This window comes from Parafrankia sp. EUN1f (assembly GCF_000177675.1).
Lineage (GTDB): Bacteria > Actinomycetota > Actinomycetes > Frankiales > Frankiaceae > Parafrankia.
Genome location: NZ_ADGX01000013.1, coordinates 39,894 through 57,786, shown reverse-complemented (window position 1 = coordinate 57,786; position 17,893 = coordinate 39,894). Strand labels below are relative to the sequence as shown.

11 protein-coding genes and 1 pseudogene are annotated in these 17,893 nt (G+C 72.1%); 7 read left to right on the top strand and 5 right to left on the bottom strand.

What is annotated here, in order from left to right:
* Window positions 1–32: 32 nt before the first annotated feature.
* The 5 genes from FREUN1FDRAFT_RS05730 (at window position 33) to FREUN1FDRAFT_RS05710 (ending at window position 7,318) form a co-directional block, all read left to right on the top strand.
* Window positions 33–386, top strand: a complete 354-nt coding sequence (locus tag FREUN1FDRAFT_RS05730; protein ID WP_006539025.1) for a DUF3817 domain-containing protein — start codon at window positions 33–35, stop codon at window positions 384–386.
* Window positions 387–699: 313 nt separating this feature from the next.
* Entirely contained in the window at window positions 700–1,608 is a 909-nt protein-coding gene (locus FREUN1FDRAFT_RS05725; RefSeq protein ID WP_006539023.1) for a DUF3000 domain-containing protein, read from the top strand.
* Window positions 1,609–1,625: 17 nt separating this feature from the next.
* On the top strand, window positions 1,626–3,203 hold the full coding sequence (locus tag FREUN1FDRAFT_RS05720; RefSeq protein ID WP_006539022.1) for a ribonuclease D: 1,578 nt from the start codon (window positions 1,626–1,628) through the stop codon (window positions 3,201–3,203).
* 653 nt (window positions 3,204–3,856) lie between these two features.
* Complete coding sequence (locus FREUN1FDRAFT_RS05715) at window positions 3,857–5,062, top strand: thiolase family protein (protein WP_006539021.1); 1,206 nt, start codon at window positions 3,857–3,859, stop codon at window positions 5,060–5,062.
* Window positions 5,063–5,164: 102 nt separating this feature from the next.
* Window positions 5,165–7,318, top strand: a complete 2,154-nt coding sequence (locus tag FREUN1FDRAFT_RS05710) for a 3-hydroxyacyl-CoA dehydrogenase NAD-binding domain-containing protein (protein ID WP_006539020.1) — start codon at window positions 5,165–5,167, stop codon at window positions 7,316–7,318.
* A gap of 140 nt (window positions 7,319–7,458) precedes the next feature.
* Here the strand turns inward: FREUN1FDRAFT_RS05710 and FREUN1FDRAFT_RS05705 are convergent.
* The 4 genes and pseudogenes from FREUN1FDRAFT_RS05705 to FREUN1FDRAFT_RS05690 form a co-directional block, all read right to left on the bottom strand.
* Window positions 7,459–8,588 (bottom strand): annotated as a pseudogene (locus FREUN1FDRAFT_RS05705) (lysylphosphatidylglycerol synthase domain-containing protein).
* Window positions 8,589–8,853: 265 nt separating this feature from the next.
* Entirely contained in the window at window positions 8,854–10,812 is a 1,959-nt protein-coding gene (gene dxs / locus FREUN1FDRAFT_RS05700) for a 1-deoxy-D-xylulose-5-phosphate synthase (RefSeq protein ID WP_006539018.1), read from the bottom strand.
* A gap of 830 nt (window positions 10,813–11,642) precedes the next feature.
* A complete protein-coding gene (locus FREUN1FDRAFT_RS05695; protein WP_369809771.1) occupies window positions 11,643–13,211 on the bottom strand; it encodes a class I SAM-dependent RNA methyltransferase in 1,569 nt (522 codons plus the stop codon).
* The gene (locus FREUN1FDRAFT_RS05690; RefSeq protein ID WP_006539016.1) at window positions 13,208–15,331 is read right to left on the bottom strand and encodes an APC family permease; all 2,124 of its coding nucleotides are present in this window, start codon (window positions 15,329–15,331) and stop codon (window positions 13,208–13,210) included. The genes FREUN1FDRAFT_RS05695 and FREUN1FDRAFT_RS05690 overlap by 4 nt, the downstream gene beginning before the upstream one ends.
* A gap of 166 nt (window positions 15,332–15,497) precedes the next feature.
* Here FREUN1FDRAFT_RS05690 and FREUN1FDRAFT_RS05685 point away from each other — a divergent pair, with 166 nt between their 5' ends.
* Together FREUN1FDRAFT_RS05685 and FREUN1FDRAFT_RS05680 are read left to right on the top strand one after the other, a co-directional pair.
* The gene (locus FREUN1FDRAFT_RS05685; RefSeq protein WP_035950237.1) at window positions 15,498–16,160 is read left to right on the top strand and encodes a TrkA family potassium uptake protein; all 663 of its coding nucleotides are present in this window, start codon (window positions 15,498–15,500) and stop codon (window positions 16,158–16,160) included.
* Window positions 16,161–16,185: 25 nt separating this feature from the next.
* Complete coding sequence (locus FREUN1FDRAFT_RS05680; protein WP_006539014.1) at window positions 16,186–16,935, top strand: TrkA family potassium uptake protein; 750 nt, start codon at window positions 16,186–16,188, stop codon at window positions 16,933–16,935.
* 84 nt (window positions 16,936–17,019) lie between these two features.
* On the opposite strand, the gene FREUN1FDRAFT_RS05675 is transcribed toward FREUN1FDRAFT_RS05680, so the two are convergent.
* Window positions 17,020–17,883: a DUF3159 domain-containing protein gene (locus FREUN1FDRAFT_RS05675; protein WP_006539013.1), complete on the bottom strand. Its 864-nt coding sequence runs from the start codon at window positions 17,881–17,883 to the stop codon at window positions 17,020–17,022.
* Window positions 17,884–17,893: the final 10 nt, after the last annotated feature.

The following is a 17,893-nucleotide window of genomic DNA, read 5'->3' as shown; positions in this document are numbered from 1 at the left end:
TCTGACCGCGGCGACCGTCGAGGAGATTCCCGATGACCGACCCTTCCGCTCGGGACGGTTTCTGGCCGGTGGGCGCCACGCGCGTCGTCTCGCTGGCGGAGGCCATATCCTTCCTGCTGCTGCTGGTGGCGACCGCGATCAAGTACGGCGCGGACGAGCCGATCGGGGTCCGGATCCTCGGGCCGACGCACGGCACCCTGTTCATCGCGTACTGCCTGTTGGTGCTGTACGTGTCGGTGCTGCGACAGTGGAAGATCGGGCGCACCCTGCTCGCCCTCGGTGCGTCCGTGGTGCCCGTCGCGCCCATCTTCGTGGAACGCCACTGGCTGCGTCCGCTCGACGCCTCCACCGCGGCCGGACCGGGTCCGTCCGGCGCAACCGCCTGAATCACCCGCACTCTCGCGGATGGGGCTTCGGCCCCGCACCGCGCACAGCCGCCCGCACGCGACACGCCGGTGGGAATGCGCGGAGAACCGCACCACCCGTGGCACCGTCAGTCCAGTCGGAATGTGCGACAACGGTCCGCGATGCCCACACGGTCCGTGATGTCCCGCGTCGCCCACTTCCGGCCGGCCAACGGCGTGCCCGGGGAGTGACGCGAGTGGACCAGGTCCTGGTGAGCCCGGACGATCACATCCGCGACTGCGCGGACTGCGGGCGTGACCGGCGCTTCGAGAGCAGCACCGGCAGGAGCCCGGCGTGAGTCTGCACAGCACGGAGCCGGGCACCACCGAGCCCGCGGACTCGTTCCGCCCCCCGCTGCGTCCCGCCCGAACCGGCCAGACCCGCACGGACGGTTCCAAGCGTCACTCTCCGACGTCCGACCAGCGTGATCACGGTGCAGCACCTAACGTTGCGGCCATGGGGGGAACACGGCTGCAGCTCACCGCGCCCGCCCTCTTCGTCGCAGCCACCGACGCGCTGCGAAGCTCGCTGGACGAGCTCCGGCCCGACGTCACCATTCGGGAGATCCCCGCGCCGACTCGCATCGCGCCGTTCGCGTTCGCGCTCGCCGGTGGTCTCACCAACGATGACGAGGCGGCGTCCGGGCGATTCGTGCTGTTGTTCGACCCTGATGGCCAGGATGCCTGGGAAGGGCTGGCCCGAGTCGTCTGCTACGCGAGGGCCTCGGTCGACCCGGAGGTGGCCGACGATCCGCTGCTGCCGGGTGTCGCCTGGTCCTGGCTGCGGGAGTCGCTCCAGTCGCACGGTGCCGAGACCCACGCCCTCGGCGGGACGGTGACAACCACGTCGTCGCGTCGTTTCGGGGTGCTGGCCACCGATGGCGACAACTTCGACGTGGAGCTGCGCTGCTCGTGGTCACCCACCTGGGCCGGCACGGACGCGGCCGAGCCCGGTCAGGCTGGCCCGGCCGGGGGGCCGAACCGGCGGGCGGGTTGGACCATGCGGACGTCGCGGCGCACCTGCACTCGTTCGCCGATCTGCTGGCCGCGATGGCAGGCCTTCCACCACGCCTCTCCGGGGTCGTTCCGCTACCTGCGCGCCGGGCCTGAGCCGCCGGGCACCTCCGTGCAGGAACACAGCGCACCCGCTATGTCAACAGAACGCATCCAGGATGACTACCTCAACGCCAAAGTCGAACACTAAGCGTATAATTAGTCGGAATGCTCGGCCGACTGGGCTGCCAGCCCGCTCATTCACACGTACCATCGCCGATCGTGACGTCGACGGTTCCCGACTCAACGCACCTGGTCAGTGAGGGTGCGGCAGCCGAGGCTGCCGCCGAGCCGTCTGCACCCGTCCCGATCCCCCTGCTGGAGCCGGCCGACGGCGTCCCGCCCGTCCTCGACGATCCGCGGGATCTCGCGCGCGCGACGGAGCGCCTGGCCGCCGGTACCGGCCCGATCGCCTTCGACGCCGAGCGCGCCTCGGGCTACCGCTACAGCCAGCGCGCCTATCTCGTTCAGATCCGCCGCCAGGGCGCCGGCACCATCCTCATCGACCCGGTGGCCCTGCCCGACCTCACCAGCCTGCAGGAGGTGGTGGGCCCGACCGAGTGGGTGCTGCACGCGGCCAGCCAGGACCTGCCCTGCCTCGCCGAGCTGGGCCTGCACCCGACCAGCCTGTTCGACACCGAGCTCGCCGGGCGGCTGCTGGGCTACGAGCGGGTCGGGCTCGGCGCCATGGTCGAGCGGGTGCTCGGCTTCGCGCTGGAGAAGGGGCACTCCGCGGCGGACTGGTCCACCCGGCCGCTGCCCGAGCCGTGGCTGCGCTATGCCGCGCTGGACGTGGAGTTGCTCGTGGAGCTCCGCGACCGGCTGGAGGCGGAGCTCGTCGAACGCGACAAGATCGACTTTGCCCGGCAGGAGTTCGCGGCGATCGCCGCCGCTCCCCCGCGGGAACCACGCGCCGAGCCGTGGCGTCGCACCAGCGGGATCCACCGCGCGCGCACCCGGCGCCAGCTCGCGGCGGTCCGCGCGATGTGGCAGGCCCGCGACAAGGTCGCCCGGACCCGTGACCTCGCGCCGGGGCGGGTGCTGCCCGACGGCGCGATCATGGACGCCGTTCTCAAGGCGCCCGCGGACATCGCCGCGCTGACCCGGCTGCCGGTCTTCTCCGGGCCGAAGATCCGTCGCTCGGCACAGACCTGGATGGAGGCGCTGCGGTCGGCGGCGGAGCTACCGGAAAGCCAGCTGCCGAGCACGGCCGGTCCGGGCGGAGACGGGCTTCCGCCCCAGAACCGCTGGGCCGAACGTGATCCGGTGGCCGCCGCCCGGCTGGCCCGGGTGCGGGCCGCCCTGAACACCATCGCCACCGCGCAGGGCATGCCGGTGGAGAACCTGCTGGAGCCGGCACTCGCCCGCCGCGTCACCTGGACGCCGCCGGCGTCGCGCGACACCGCGTCGGTGACGGCCGCGCTGGTCGCGGGCGGGGCACGTTCCTGGCAGGTGGAGCTCACGGCGACCGCCGTGGCGACCGCGCTGGTCGACCCTCCGGCGACGGGCACCGCGCCGTCGGCGCCGAAGGCCGAGCCGGCCGAGCCAGCCGCGAACGGCACGACAGCGGACAGCACGGCCCCGGGCGCCTCTGCTGCCACGGGCGGGGCGGCGGAAGGCCGAGCAGGGGGACGTCCCGAGACCGACGCCGGCGGCGCTCCTCGCCGGGCCACCCCGCGGCGGGCGACGCGCCCTCGCCGCTCACCGACCCAGCCCGCGGCGAGCGACGAGCCCTCCGCTTCCTGACCTCCACCGCCCGGCCACCCAACGCCCGGCCACCCGCCCGGGATCCCGTACCGCCGCACCGCGCCAGCAATTCACCGCAAGAGGCACAAAAGTGACGCAGAGCCACCTGACGTTCGACAAAAAGTAAGGATTTTGGTCGTTCTCACAGCCAAAATCCTCAACTCTTGCCCGCCAGCAACGCCAACACGAGGCTCGCGATTCTGCGCCAGGCTCTCCCGCGACCAGAATCCTTCATCCTTGCTCGGCAGCAGCGGCAATCCCGGCGGCCGCCCGAAGCAGCGACACCACGACACCGAGGCCGATCACACCCGCCATCTCGACCGCCATCCCGTCCGCAGCCGGAAAGCGCCCCCGAGATCCGGTTGGCAGGCACCCACATCACGCACCGTGACCAGGCGCGGAGAAGGAACTACTGAGACGTACCACCAGGGCCCGGCGGCGACTCAGCGTTCACCGAGGGCGCCGGATTTTACATCGAAAATACGAATACCGATCCGCCCTCGATCGTGACACCTCTTACCTACCCACGGGTAACTCCTGTCGTAGGCTGGTGCCCGTCGCGGCCGGCACACACCTTCAGGCATCCGGCCCGACACCGGTGGCGGCGGGTCGGACACGCGCCGTCGACGGACAAGGGCGTCGAGGAGGCCGGTGTGTTCGTAAGCGCGCGGGGTTCGGTGCGTGATGTGGTGTTCGTCGACGGCGTGCGGACGCCGTTCGGCAAGGCGAAGGGCGTCTACAGCGAGACCCGGGCGGACGACCTGGTGGTCAAGGTCATCCGGGAGCTCATCCGCCGCAATCCCGGCCTGCCGCCGGAGCGGGTCGACGAGGTGGCGATCGCGGCCACCACCCAGATCGGCGACCAGGGCCTGACGATCGGGCGGACCGCCGGCATTCTCGCCGGCCTGCCGAAATCCGTCCCGGGCTATGCGATCGACCGGATGTGCGCGGGTGCGGTGACGGCGGTGACCACGACCGCGTCCGCCATCGCGGTCGGTGCCTACGACGTCGCGATCGCCGGCGGCGTCGAGCACATGGGGCGCCATCCCATGGGTGAGGGGGTCGACCCCAACCCCCGGTTCGTCTCCGAGAAGCTCGTCGACCCGTCCGCGCTGGTCATGGGGATGACGGCGGAGAACGTGCACGACCGCTACCCGGGCATCACCCGGGCGCGGGCCGACGCCTACGCCGTCGCCTCGCAGGAGAAGGTGGCCAAGGCCTACGCGAACAACCAGATCCAGCCCGACCTCGTCCCGGTCGCCGCGCGGCACGTCGAGAACGGGTGGGAGCTGGTCACCGCGGACGAGCCGCCGCGCCCCGGCACCACGCTGCAGGGCCTCGCCGGGCTCAAGACGCCGTTCCGGCCGCACGGCCGGGTCACCGCGGGCAACGCCGCCGGCATCAACGACGGCGCGACCGGATGCCTGCTGGCGGCGGCCGACGTCGCCGCCGAGCTGGGCCTGAGCCGCAAGATGACCATGGTCGGCTTCGGCTTCGCGGGTGTCTCCCCCGAGGTGATGGGCATCGGCCCGATCCCGTCCACGGAGAAGGCGCTCGCCCGCACCGGCCTGACCATCGACGACATCGGGCTGTTCGAGCTGAACGAGGCGTTCGCCGTGCAGGTGCTCGCGTTCCTCGACCACTTCGGCATCGACGACGACGACCCGCGCGTCAACCCGTACGGCGGCGCGATCGCGCTGGGGCATCCGCTCGCCTCCAGCGGCGTGCGCCTGATGACCCAGCTCGCCCGACAGTTCGAGGAGCACCCCGAGGTCCGCTACGGCCTGACCGCGATGTGCGTGGGCATCGGCATGGGCGCGACGACGATCTGGGAGAACCCGCACCACCAGGCCGCCTGACCGGTGACTCACACCCCGCACCCCGCACCCCGAACCCCGCACCCCGAACCCCGACCCCCGCACCTCGAACCCCGAAATCTTCGCCCGAATGGGAGACGGAGCATGAGCAGCGCCGCGGTGACTCTTGAGCATCCGGACGAGGTCGTCACGCACGCCCATGTCCGGTACGCGCGGCTTCCCGGCGTGGACGGACCCGTCGCGCTCATCACCCTCGACAACGGGCTGGACCACACCCGCCCGAGCACCTTCGGCCCGGCGGGACTGCGTTCCCTGATCGCCGCGGTCGACGAGATCGAGGCGCACGACCCGCCGGTCGCAGCGGTGGCGGTGACCGGCAAGCCGTTCATCTTCTGCGTCGGGGCCGACCTGTCGTACCGGTCGTCGCTGACCGACCCGGCGGAGGTACGGCCCAAGCTCACCGCGCTCGGCGAGCTCGGCCACACCGCCCTGCGGCGGGTCGGCGAAGGACGTCTCGGCGACCGCAAGGTGCCGACCTTCGCCCTCGTCAACGGCGCCGCGCTCGGCGGCGGCCTCGAGCTGGCCCTGCACTGTGACTACCGGGCGCTGTCCACCGACATCGCCGCGCTCGCGCTGCCCGAGGTGTTCCTCGGCCTGGTGCCGGCCTGGGGCGGCACCCAGCTCCTGCCGAACCTCGTCGGCGCGGACAACGCCGTCACCGTGATGATCGACAACGCGCTGAGCCAGAACCGGACGCTGCGCGCCGCGCAGGCCTTCAAGCTCGGCATCGGGGACATCCTGCTCGAGCCGGCCGACTTCCTGGAGGAGGCGCTGCGCTGGGTGGGCCGCGTCCTGCGCGGCGAGGTGGATCCCACCGCGGGCCGCCCGACCGTCGAGCGTGGCCCGGCCTGGACGGCGGCGGTGGAACGTGGCCGCACCCTGGCCGACGCCCGGCTGCACGGAGCGGCACCGGCCGCCTACCGGGCGCTCGAGCTGCTGGCGCTGGCAGAGACCGCGGACCGTGACACCGGGTACGCGGCGGAGGACGCGGCGCTCGCCGACCTCGGGGCCAGCGAGGAGCTGGTCGCCGGCCTCTACGCGTTCGACCTGGTGAACAAGCGGGCCAAGCGGCCCGTGGGCGGGCCGGACCGCTCGTTGGCGCGGCCGGTGACGAAGGTCGGTGTGGTGGGTGCCGGCCTGATGGCCAGCCAGCTCGCCGCGCTGTTCGCCCAGCGCCTGGAGGTACCGGTGGTACTCACCGACCTCGACCAGGCCCGCCTGGACGCCGGTGTCGCCCGGGTCCACCAGGAGTTCGACAACCTGCTGCAGCGCAAGCGGATCTCCGCGGACCGGGCCAACCGGCTCAAGGCCAACGTCACCGGCTCGCTCACCAAGGACGCCTTCGCGGACGCCGATCTCATCATCGAGGCCGTCTTCGAGGACATGGCGATCAAGAAGTCGGTGCTCGCCGAGCTGGAGACCTACGTCAAGCCGGAGACGTTGCTGCTCACCAACACCTCGGCGCTGTCGGTGACCGAGATGGCGGCCGAGCTGACCCATCCCGAGCGGGTCGCCGGGCTGCACTTCTTCAACCCGGTGGCGGTGCTGCCGCTGGTCGAGGTCGTCCGCACGCCGCGCAGCGACGACGCGACGATCGCGACCACCCTCGACGTCGCCAAGAAGCTGAAGAAGAACGCCGTGCTGGTGGCGGACGCGCCCGCCTTCGTGGTGAACCGGCTGCTCACCCGCTTCATGGGCGAGGTGCTCGCCGCCACGGAGTCCGGCACCGCGATCGACACGGCCGACACCGCCCTGGACCCGCTCGGCCTGCCGATGTCGCCGCTCGTCCTGCTGTCGCTGGTCGGGCCGCCGGTCGCCCTGCACGTGGCCGAGACGCTGCACACGGCGATACCGGACCGGTTCCGCTCACCGGCGGGCCTGGCCCGGCTGGTCGCCGCGGGGCTCGGCGGCTTCTACACGACGGACCCGCAGGGCCGGCAGATCGTCGACCCGAAGGCCGCCGCAATCGTCCACGAAAGCACCGGTTCCGACGCCGGTGGGGCGATGAGCCCGGAGCAGGTCCGGGACGCGGCGCTGTCCGCGCTCGCGCAGGAGATCCGACTGCTGCTGGACGAGAAGGTCGTCGCCGAGCCGGCGGACGTCGACCTGTGCATGATCCTCGGCGCCGGCTGGCCGTTCCACCTCGGCGGCATCACGCCCTACCTGGACCGCACCGGCATCAGCGAGCGGGTGACCGGCCGGCGGTTCAGCCCGCCCGGAACCGCCACCATCTCCTGACCCGTCCCGCCCCGGGCCCGGCCAGCCTCGGACTCGTCCCGTCTCGGACCCGTCCCGTCTCGGACCCGTCTCCGGCCACCGAGGAACCGCCTGCGCGGGGGCGGGCACCGGCGGTGCTCCTCGGTGGCTTCTGGTGGCCCTCAGCGGCCGCCAGGTGCCGTCCCGGAGACGGCCGCGGCTCCCGGGCTCCCCGGCCCGGTTCCGCCCGTCTGCCGCGCGCTGAGGCGGGCGGAGCCGGGCTCGACCGCCTCGGCGAGATCCGTGCTGATGCCGGCACCGGCGTGGGCGTCGGTGTGGCGGCCCGCCGTCGACGTGCCGCGGGGCCGCAGCGCGACCCCGACGAGTGCCCAGATGACGTCCGCGATCGTGGCCAGCAGCCGGGCGACGACCGCGATGAGGGTGGCCGGGCCGCTGGCCAGCGCCGGGGCCAGTGCCAGCACCAGGACCGCCTCGCGCACCCCGGCCCCGCCGGCAGCACCAGCACCAGGAAACCGGCGGTCCAGGCCAGTGCGTACGCGCCGATGCACAGCGCCACCAGCCGGGCCCCGCCGACGGCCGGGTCGAGGTCGCGCACCAGCAGCCAGGTCCCGACTCCGTACCAGACGAAGCCTGCGATCAGCCAGCCGGCACCGGCCAGGATGGGCCGTGCGGTGAGCGGCTCGGCCAGCGGTGGACGGCGCAGCAGACGGAACGCGAGGTCGAGCAGCCTCGAAAGCACGGGCGGGTGCAGAACCACCGCGAACAGCGGCACCACCGCCAGCGCCCACCAGTAGTCCGCGAGCGCCGAGCGGGAGACGACCGGGAGGGTCGCCGCCGCGGTCACTCCCCCGCACGGCACCGCCAGGGCCAGCACCACCAGGCTCGCCGACGCCGACTTCGGCCGGGAGACCCCGTAGTCGCGGGAGAGCTCCATCTGCGCGAGGACGGGCCACACACTGCCCGGGATGTACTTACCGATCTGACCGACGCAGAAGATGCGAATGGTCGCGCGCAGCGGCAACGACGCGCCGAGCCCACCGAGCACCGACCGCCAGGACAGCACCGTCGCGCCGACCGCGAGCACCGTCGCGAAGGCGGACCCGGCCAGGCCGGCCGCCGTCAGCTGGCCGACCGAGTCGCGGACGTCGTTCCACTGCCCCACCAGCGCGACGACCAGCAGCACCGCCGCGAGCAGCAGAGCGCCCCGCACCGCCCACCAACGGGCGCCCCGGCGGCGAGGCTGCGCGGCCTGCTTCTTCCCTCGCGGGCCCGCCCCGTCGACATGACTCACCTGGTCAGACTATGGGGTCGGCGCACCGCCGTCGTGGCCGCCCATCACGGTGGCAGAAGACGTCAGCCGGGTCAGAAAGGCCAGCCGTGCCGCGAGCGAGGCGCCGGCCGGGCCGCAGGCGCGGCAACCGGGCCACGTGAGCAAGACGTGGCCCGGTTGCCGCAGTGCGCTATGCCTGCCGCAGTGCGCTATGCCTGCCGCAGTGCGCTATGCCTGCCGCAGTGCGCTATGCCTGCCGCAGTGCGTTATGCCTGCCGGATGGCGATCAGGCCTGGCCGGCGGCGGGCGTCTGGTTGGACTCGTCCGCGCCGGACGCGCCGACCTCGGCGTCCACCAGCGCGTTCTGGCGCCGGGCGACGGCCTCGATCACCTTGCGGGCGAGGTCCTGCGGGGCCAGACCGACCTCGGCGAGGACCTCGTCACGCTTGCCGTGGTCGAGGAAGCGCTGGGCTACACCGAACTCCCGCAGCGGGACGTCGACGTCGGCGTCACGCAGCAGCTGCGCGACGGACGCGCCGACGCCGCCGACTCGGCCGTTGTCCTCGACGGTGACGACGAGGTCGTGCTCACGGGCCAGGTCGACCAGCGCCGGGTCCAGCGGCTTGACCCACCGCGGGTCGACGACGGTGATGCCGATGCCCTGGCTCGCGACACGGGCGGCGACGTCGAGGCAGGTCGTGGCCATCGCCCCGACGGAGACCAGCAGGACCTCCCGGTGGCGCGCCACCGCCGGCGCCCGGTACAGGACGTCCACCCCGCCGACCTGGTCGATCGCCGGGGTCTCCGGAGCGATCTTGCCCTTGGGGTAGCGGACGACCGTCGGCCCGTCGACGTTGGAGATCGCCTCGTCGAGCTCGGCGCGCAGGGTGGCCTCGTCACGCGGCGCGGCGATCGCCAGGCCGGGCACGACCTGCAGGAAGGACATGTCCCACATGCCGTTGTGCGACGCGCCGTCCTCACCGGTGATGCCGGCCCGGTCGAGCACGAAGGTCACCGGCTGGCGGTGCATCGCCACGTCCATCAGGACCTGGTCGAAGGCCCGGTTCAGGAAGGTCGCGTAGATGCAGACGACCGGCTTGAGGCCGCCCATCGCCAGGCCCGCCGCGGAGGTGACCGCGTGCTGCTCGGCGATGCCGACGTCGAAGACCCGGTCCGGGAACGCCTTCGCGAACGCCTTCAGGCCGACCGGCTGGAGCATGGCGGCCGTCATCGTGACGACATCCGGGCGCTCCGCACCGATACGGACGATCTCGTCGGAGAAGACCGACGTCCAGGTGGTGCCCTTGGCCGCCCCGACCGGCTTGCCGGTGGCCGGGTCGATGACGCCGACCGCGTGGAAGTTGTCGGCCTCGTCCTGCTCGGCCGCCGGGTAGCCGAAGCCCTTGCGGGTGATCGCGTGGACGATCACGGGGCCGCCGAAGTCCTTGGCCCGGCGCAGCGCCGACTCCATCGCGACCACGTCGTGGCCGTCGATCGGGCCGACGTACTTGAGGCCGAGGTCCTCGAACATGCCCTGCGGGGTCACGACGTCCTTGATGCCCCGCTTGATGCCGTGCAGGGCGTCGAACAGCGGCGCCCCGACCAGCGGGGTACGGCCCAGCACCTGCTTGACGACGTCGAGGACCTGCTCGTACTCGGGCGCCAGGCGCAGCGAGGCCAGGTGGTCGGCCAGCCCGCCGATGGTCGGCGAGTAGGACCGGCCGTTGTCGTTGACGACGATGACGACCTGCCGGTCGGAGGCGGCGATGTTGTTCAGCGCCTCCCAGCACATGCCGCCGGTCAGCGCGCCGTCACCGACGACCGCGACGACGGCCCGGTTCTCCCCCCGCAGTGCGTAGGCGCGCGACAGCCCGTCCGCGTAGGACAGGGCGGTGGAGGCGTGCGAGTTCTCGATGATGTCGTGCTCGGACTCCGCCTGGCACGGGTAGCCCGACAGCCCGCCGCGCTGGCGAAGGCGGTCGAAAGCATCCCGACGACCGGTGAGAATCTTGTGGACATATGACTGATGTCCGGTGTCCCACAGGACTCGGTCAAATGGTGAGTCAAAAACCCTGTGAATTGCGAGAGTCAGTTCGACAGCGCCCAGATTCGGCCCGAGGTGGCCGCCAGTACGGGCAACCGCATGGATGAGGAAATCACGGATCTCGGCCGCGAGCGCCGCCAGTTCCTCGTGGTCGAGGCGCTTGACGTCCTGCGGGCTGTCGATCGTCGACAGAAGCGACACGGCGTGCTCTCCCTCCCCCGAAAGGGGATCGGTCCGGGTCCGGCAAAGTCTACGCAGCAGGCCGTGGGCTCCGCAGACGGGCTCCCGACATGTGAGCTGCCCGAAGAGCGTCAGGTATTCTGCCCGGTCGCGGTAGAATCCGCCTCCCGCTGTCGGGAATGTGCGACGGGTAACCGCGGAAGAGACAGCATGAACCAGGCGTGACGCGTTGGCGGCGGTGACAGACCGATCGCCTCGGCCCAGCACGGCGGCGGCGGAACGAGCCGCCCGGCGGGGTTCTTTCTCGGGCTCATGGGTTCTTCGGTCAGTCTTCCATACCCGCGTCATCTTTTCGTGACATTCTCGTGACATCACGACGGCCGTTACGAGTACCCCTGATCGTGACTTCCGCGACTACCCAGTGTCAGCAACCGCCGCCGGAGACGGTCGCTCCGGCCGGTCCGCGCGGCCCCGATGCGGGCCGGGTGGACCGGCCGATCGGCTCCTGCCGTCACCTGCCCGGCATCGCGACCTCCGACGGAGTCCGCCCGAGACGCCCGAGAGGCACGGCCGAAGATCACAGGCAGGTCGGTCGATGACCGCGGGCAGGACGGTCGAAGACCACGGACCGGGCCTCCGAAGGCCATGAGCGGTACCGCCGAAGCCGACAGGGGCACCATCGGTGACACCCTCGGGCACCGTCGGGAAGACCGCCGCGGCGGGCAATCAGGACTGACGGCCGGAGGACTGAGGACCTCGGAGCCGAAAGCCGCCCGGGCCACCGGCCATCGGGCGCCGCCAGAAAGCCGCGTTCCGGAAATTCCGTCACAAACGGCTGTAGTTGGTTCCGGTTACGCCGGCTCCAACGTCGCCACGCACTCCACATGTGAGGTCATGGGAAAAAGGTCGAAAGCCCTCAGCGCGGTAAGCCGGTAGCCCTCCTCCGCGGCAGCCGCGACATCTCGCGCGAGTGCCGCGGGGTCGCACGCCACGTACACCACCCGGCGCGGCCGATGCGCGAGGAGCGCCGCCATGACCTCACGGCCGGCGCCGGTACGCGGCGGGTCGAGCACGGCGACGTCGACACCGCCGCCCTGCCGGTCGGACCCGCCGATCAGACCGCGCACGGTCGCGGGCGTCACCCGCAGCGAACGCAGCGACACCCAGGGCAGATCCGCGAGGCTCCGGGCCGCGGAACGCACCGCGGCCTCGTCGGACTCCATCGCGATGACCCGACCGGTCGGCCCGACCGCCTCTGCGAGGAACGCCGCGAACAGCCCGGCACCGCTGTAGAGGTCGAGGGCCGTCTCACCGGGCGCCGCCGCGGCCGCCGCCCGCACGGCGTCGACCAGCGTCGCGGCCGCCGCCGGGTGGACCTGCCAGAAGACTCCCGGCTCAAGACGGAACGAACGCCCCTCGACCGTCTCGACCACCTCGACGGCTTCCGCCACACCGGCAGGTCCCGCCACCTCGACGGGTTCCTCCGCCGCGCCGGCCTCGGGCGCGACAGGCTCCAGGCCGTCCTCGGGACGCAGCCGTACCAGCTGCCAGCTGCCGGAACCGGTGGAGAAGGCCACCGCGTCGGACGTCGTCCCAGACGCGGTCAGCTTCGTCGCGACGAGGTCGACGGCCTGCCCGGTCCGTTCCGGCGCGGCCGGGCCCTGGAGGAACACGGGGTCGGCGATCACCTGGGCGAGCGACGGGTGCGCGATTCGGCAGTCCGGGGTCGCGACCACCTGGTGGGAGCGGTGCGCGCGCAGCCCCACCCCGCCGTCGGGAGTACGCGCGAAACGCATCCTGGTCCGCCAGCCGAGACCGTCGTCCGCCTTCGCCGGCAGTGGCTCGACCCGCACGGCGCGTTCCAGGCCCGCGATGCGGCGCAGCGAATCCTCGACCACCGTGGCCTTGAGGCGACGTTGCGCGTCCAGTGTCGCGTGCTGCCAGTCGCACCCCCCGCACTGGCCGGGGCGGGCGTGCGGGCAGGGCGGCTCGACCCGGTCCGGGGAGGCGACCAGGATCTCCGTCGCGTCCGCCCGCCAGTAGCGGTCGTGGGAGACGTCGGTGATCCGCGCCAGGACCCGCTCGCCCGGCAGAGCGTGCCGGACGAACACGACCCGCCCGTCAGCCCGCGCGACGCACAGGCCGTGGTGCGCCACCGGTCCGATCTCCAGCTCGACCAGCTCGTCCGGGGGCGCCGGAAGCTGTGGGGGTGTCTGGGCCCGCGGGCGTGCCTGGCGGCGCGGCGGCGTCTGGTCTCGCGACGGCGTCTGGTCTCGCGACGCTGCCTGGTCTCGCGGCGGCGCCTGCCCCCGCGACGGCGTCTGGTCTCGCGGGGCCGCCCGGTCGGCCCGTACCGGCGCGGCGCCCTGGTCCGTCCGACGGCGGTTCGGGCCGCCACGGCGCGGCGGACGCCCGGTCACGTCCCGCTCCCGTTGCCTGGCCGCACCTGCTCCGAAGGCAGCACCCGACCGCGCCGGACCGCACCGGCCCCGGCGTGGTCACGCCTCGTCTGAGCATGTGAGCTGGACTCAAGCTGCCAGGGAACGCTGGTCATCATGACGCCGGGCTGGAACAACAGCCGGGCCTTGAGGCGCAGCGCGCTCTGGTTGTGCAGCAGGTGCTCCCACCAGCGTCCGACGACGTACTCCGGGACGAACACGGCGACGACGTCCCGTGGGCTCTCCCGGCGGATGCGCGCCACGTACTCCAGGACCGGCCTGGTGACCTCACGGTAAGGCGACGCGAGAACGACAAGGTCGATCTTGATGTCGCGTTCCTCCCAGGCCTGCCGCAACCGTTCCGTCTCGGCCGGGTCCACAGCGACGGTCGTCGCGACCAGCGTGTGGGGGCGGGTGGCCTTCGCGTAGGCCAGCGCCCGCAGGGTCGGCGCGTGCATCTTGCTCACCAGTACGACGCCGTGCACACGGGACGGCAGCGTCGGCGGGCCCGGCTCGGGGGTCAGCTCGCTGGCGACCCGGTCGTAGTGCCGCTGGATGCCCTGCATGCAGAGATAGATCACCGGGATGGCGATGCAGACGATCCAGGCACCGCGGGTGAACTTCGTGAGGAGCACCAGGATGAGCACGGCACCGGTCATGCAGGCGCCCAGGAAGCTCACGACCTGGTAGCGCCGGACCCGGCCACGCATGCGGGCCTCCAGCGGCACCCGCCCGGTCAGCTGGTCGTCCAGCTTCTCCCCGCTGTCACCGGAGCCGGCCGAAGCACCGGCCGCGGCACCAGCCCCGGTCGCGGTCGCGGTCGCGTCCGCGTCCGCCGAGCCACGCAGCAGACGTGCCCAGTGCCGGACCATTCCGGTCTGGCTCAGGGTGAAGGAGATGAACACGCCCAGGATGTACAGCTGGATCAGCGCGGTGACCTGCGCGTCGAACACGACGATGAGCAGGATCGCGAACCCGGCCAGCAGGATGATCCCGTTGGAGTAGGCGAGCCTGTCGCCTCTGGTGTGCAGCTGGCGCGGCAGGTATCCGTCCCGGGCGAGGATCGAGCCGAGGACCGGGAAGCCGTTGAACGCCGTGTTCGCCGCCAGGATGAGGATCAGCGTGGTGACCGCCGCGACGTAGACGAAACCCGGCGAGCCGTCGCCGAACACGGCGGCCGCGATCTGGGCGATGACCGTCCGCTGCTCCTCGCCGTTGCTGCCGATGAGGTCGGCGGGGTTCTCGGCGACGTGCACGTCCGAGATGAGCGCGAGCGCCGTCACGCCCGCGAACATCGTCACGGCGATGGCGCCCATCAGGAACAGGGTCGTCGCGGCGTTGCGGCTCTTGGGCCGCCGGAAGGCCGGCACACCGTTGCTGATCGCCTCGACCCCGGTCAGCGCCGTGCAGCCCGAGGCGAACGCGCGCAGGATGAGGAAGATCAGGAACAGGCCCGTGAAGCTCTGTTCCGGATGGATGTGGTACTCGGCGCTCTCGGCACGCGGAGCGTCACCGAGGGCGGTCTTGACCAGCCCGGTGACGATCATGACCAGCACGCCGACGATGAAGGCGTAGGACGGAACCGCGAAGGCCGTGCCGGACTCCCGCACGCCGCGCAGGTTGACCAGCGTCAGCAGCACGACCAGGAGTGAGGCCAGCAGCACCTTGTGCTCGGCGAGCCCGGTCGCGGCGGATGTCAGGTTCGCGACACCGGCCGACACCGACACGGCGACGGTCAGGACGTAGTCGACGAGCAGTGCGCTGCCGACCATCAGACCGGCCCGCGGCCCCAGGTTGACCGACGCCACCTCGTAGTCGCCGCCGCCGCTGGGGTAGGCGTGCACGTTCTGCCGGTAGGAGGCCACCACCGTCAACATGAGGATCACGACCGCGGCCGCGATCCACGGTGTGTAGTGCAGCAGCGTGATCCCGCCGAGCGCGAGGACGAGAAGGATCTCCTCCGACGCGTACGAGACGGAGGAGAGCGCGTCGCTGGCGAAGACGGGAAGCGCGACCCGCTTCGGCAGCAAGGTTTCCCCGAGCCGATCACTACCGATGGGACGACCGACGAATCCGCGCTTCAGTCGGTCTGTGAGCGCCACGCGGCGATGCTACCGACCGTCGTCACAGCGCCTTCAACGGTGTGACGTGGGGCACTACGCGGAACACGCATTCCTCCGTCCGCGGGCCGTCGCGAGGCCAGGCGCCCGGAACGGCCACGGCCTGGGCATCGACCGGACAACCCCGACCGGACTACGCTCACTTCCCGTGCACGTCGTGATCCTCGGTTGCGGCCGGGTCGGCTCGTCCCTCGCCGGTGCTGTCGAGCGGCTCGGCCATTCGGTGGCCGTCATCGACCAGAACCCGGCTGCCTTCAACCGGCTGTCCCCCGGCTTCGGCGGCCGGCGGGTGACCGGCGTCGGCTTCGACCGGGACACCCTGATCGAAGCCGGCATCGCGGAGGCGGCCGCGTTCGCCGCCGTGTCCAGCGGCGACAACTCGAACATCATCTCCGCCCGGGTCGCCCGGGAGATGTTCGGCGTCGAACGTGTCGTCGCCCGGATCTATGATCCCCGGCGCGCCGAGGTGTACGAGCGGCTGGGGATCCCCACCGTCGCCACGGTCCGCTGGACCAGGGACCAGATCCTCGGTCGCCTCGTTCCGGACGCCGTCGCCCCCGAGTGGACGGACACGTCCGGGTCGGTGATGGTCACCGCGGTCACCCCGGCCCGGGGCTGGGTGGGGAAGCGGCTGGCCGACCTGGAGGCGCGGGCCGAGGTGCGGGTCGTCTGCGTGACCCGGTTCGGTGACGGCCTGCTCCCCGACGCGCGCACCGTGGTCCAGGACGGGGACGTCCTGCACATCGCGGTGGTGAAGGCGCGGGCGGTCGAGGCCGACGCCATCATCCACGCCGGCCCCGGGCACGACTGAGCGACAAGGGACGGGAGACTGCGCGATGACGCTGGAAGCGGACGGGCAGACCATCACGAAGGCACGCGGCGCGCGCCGGATCGCGATCGCCGGCGCAGGCAAGGTCGGTCGCTCGATCGCCGCTGAGCTGTTGGAGAACGGCACCGAGGTACTGATCATCGAGCGGGATCCCGTCAAGATCCGCCGGGACGCGCTGCCGGCGGCACAGTGGCTGCTCGCCGACGCCTGTGAGCTGTCCTCGCTCGACGGCGCCGGTCTGGACGACTGCGCCGTGATGGTCGCCGCCACCGGCGACGACAAGGTCAACCTGGTGGTGTCGCTGCTCGCGAAGACCGAGTTCGGCGTTCCACGCGTCGTGGCGCGGGTCAACCATCCCAAGAACGAGTGGCTGTTCACCGACTCGTGGGGGGTGGATGTCGCCGTCTCCGCCCCCCGCATGCTCACCGCGCTGGTGGAGGAGGCGGTGAGTGTCGGTGACCTGGTGCGACTGATGAAGTTCCGCCAGGGCGACGCGTCGCTGGTCGAGCTCACCCTGACCGCGACAGCCCCGGTCGTCGGCCGGCGCGTCGGCGACGTCGACCTTCCGCCCGACTCGGCGCTGGTCGTCATCCTGCGCGACGGGCACGCCATCGTTCCGTCCGCGGACTGCGCACTGGAGCCGGGTGACGAGGTGCTGGCCGTCGCGACTACCAGTGAGGCCGAGGAGAGCCTCGCCGAGCTGCTCGGCGCGGTTCCGGCCGGGGAACGCACCCGGGACGCCGCCGGCCTGCTCTGAACTCGCCTGTGTTCTGGCCGGCGGTCTGAGCCCGGGCTGGCTCTGAACTCGCCGGCCAGGTCTCGCGGTGGGCTGCCTGGCGGTTCAGTCCGGTCGAGAGGCGGTGGCCGGCTCGTCCGCCACGGGAACCCCGTCCCCCGCAGGGATCTCGTTCGCCGGCACGAGCCGCCGCACGATCGCGAAGGTCGCCAGCACGGCGACTCCGAACAGCGGCAGCCCCAGCGCGATGTTCGCCGCCGCGAGCCACCCCGTCTCGCCGGCGAGGTACAGCAGGCCCTGTACGACGAACCGCACCCCGAACACGGCGATCCAGACCAGGGTGGCCCACACCGCCGCTCGGCGGACGGCCGGATTCTCCCGCCAGTCCGCGTAACGCTTGTCGAACCCGGCCATCACATACCCGCCGATGGGCCGGCCCACCAGCACGGAGACACCCCCGGCGACGGAGCAGACGGCGTTCTTGAAGATCGAGGGGAGGAAGAACCCCTCCGCGTGCCCTGTCCGGGAGGCGATGAAGGCGGCGAACCCGACCGCGAAGAGCCCGGAGAACGCCTGCTGAAGCGGCTCGTGCCGAACCAGGCGCAGGACGACCAGCCCCACGGCGGCCGCGATGGCGACGATGATCCCCGCGGTCAGCCCGCTCTCGGCGTTGACCGTCACGAAGGCAACCGTCGGAATCGCGCTGTCGATGATCCCGCGCGGCCCACCGATGGCGTCGGCGAGGCTCAGAACCGGCTCCGCGCCGTCGGCAGCGTCGTCCCTGTCGCCGCCCCTGGCCCTGTCGCCGCCCCTGGCCCGGCTCCGGTCCCCCGCACGGGCGACCCGGGCGATCGGACCGCCCGTCAGCTCCGTGGAGCCCGCGAGCGGGCCCCTCGCCGCCACACCGAGGTCAGCCTGCTCCGGCTCCGGGCGCGGCTGAGAGGGATCCGACGGGAGAGCTGGTGGCATAGGTGAAGAC

What these genes read in the sequence shown, in the direction of transcription:
- FREUN1FDRAFT_RS05720 (WP_006539022.1), top strand. Translation starts at nt 1,626, where the DNA reads ATGCTCGGCCGACTGGGCTGCCAGCCCGCTCATTCACACGTACCATCG.
- FREUN1FDRAFT_RS05710 (WP_006539020.1), top strand. Translation starts at nt 5,165, where the DNA reads ATGAGCAGCGCCGCGGTGACTCTTGAGCATCCGGACGAGGTCGTCACG.
- FREUN1FDRAFT_RS05675 (WP_006539013.1), bottom strand. Translation starts at nt 17,883, where the DNA reads ATGCCACCAGCTCTCCCGTCGGATCCCTCTCAGCCGCGCCCGGAGCCG.
- FREUN1FDRAFT_RS05730 (WP_006539025.1), top strand. Translation starts at nt 33, where the DNA reads ATGACCGACCCTTCCGCTCGGGACGGTTTCTGGCCGGTGGGCGCCACG.
- FREUN1FDRAFT_RS05680 (WP_006539014.1), top strand. Translation starts at nt 16,186, where the DNA reads ATGACGCTGGAAGCGGACGGGCAGACCATCACGAAGGCACGCGGCGCG.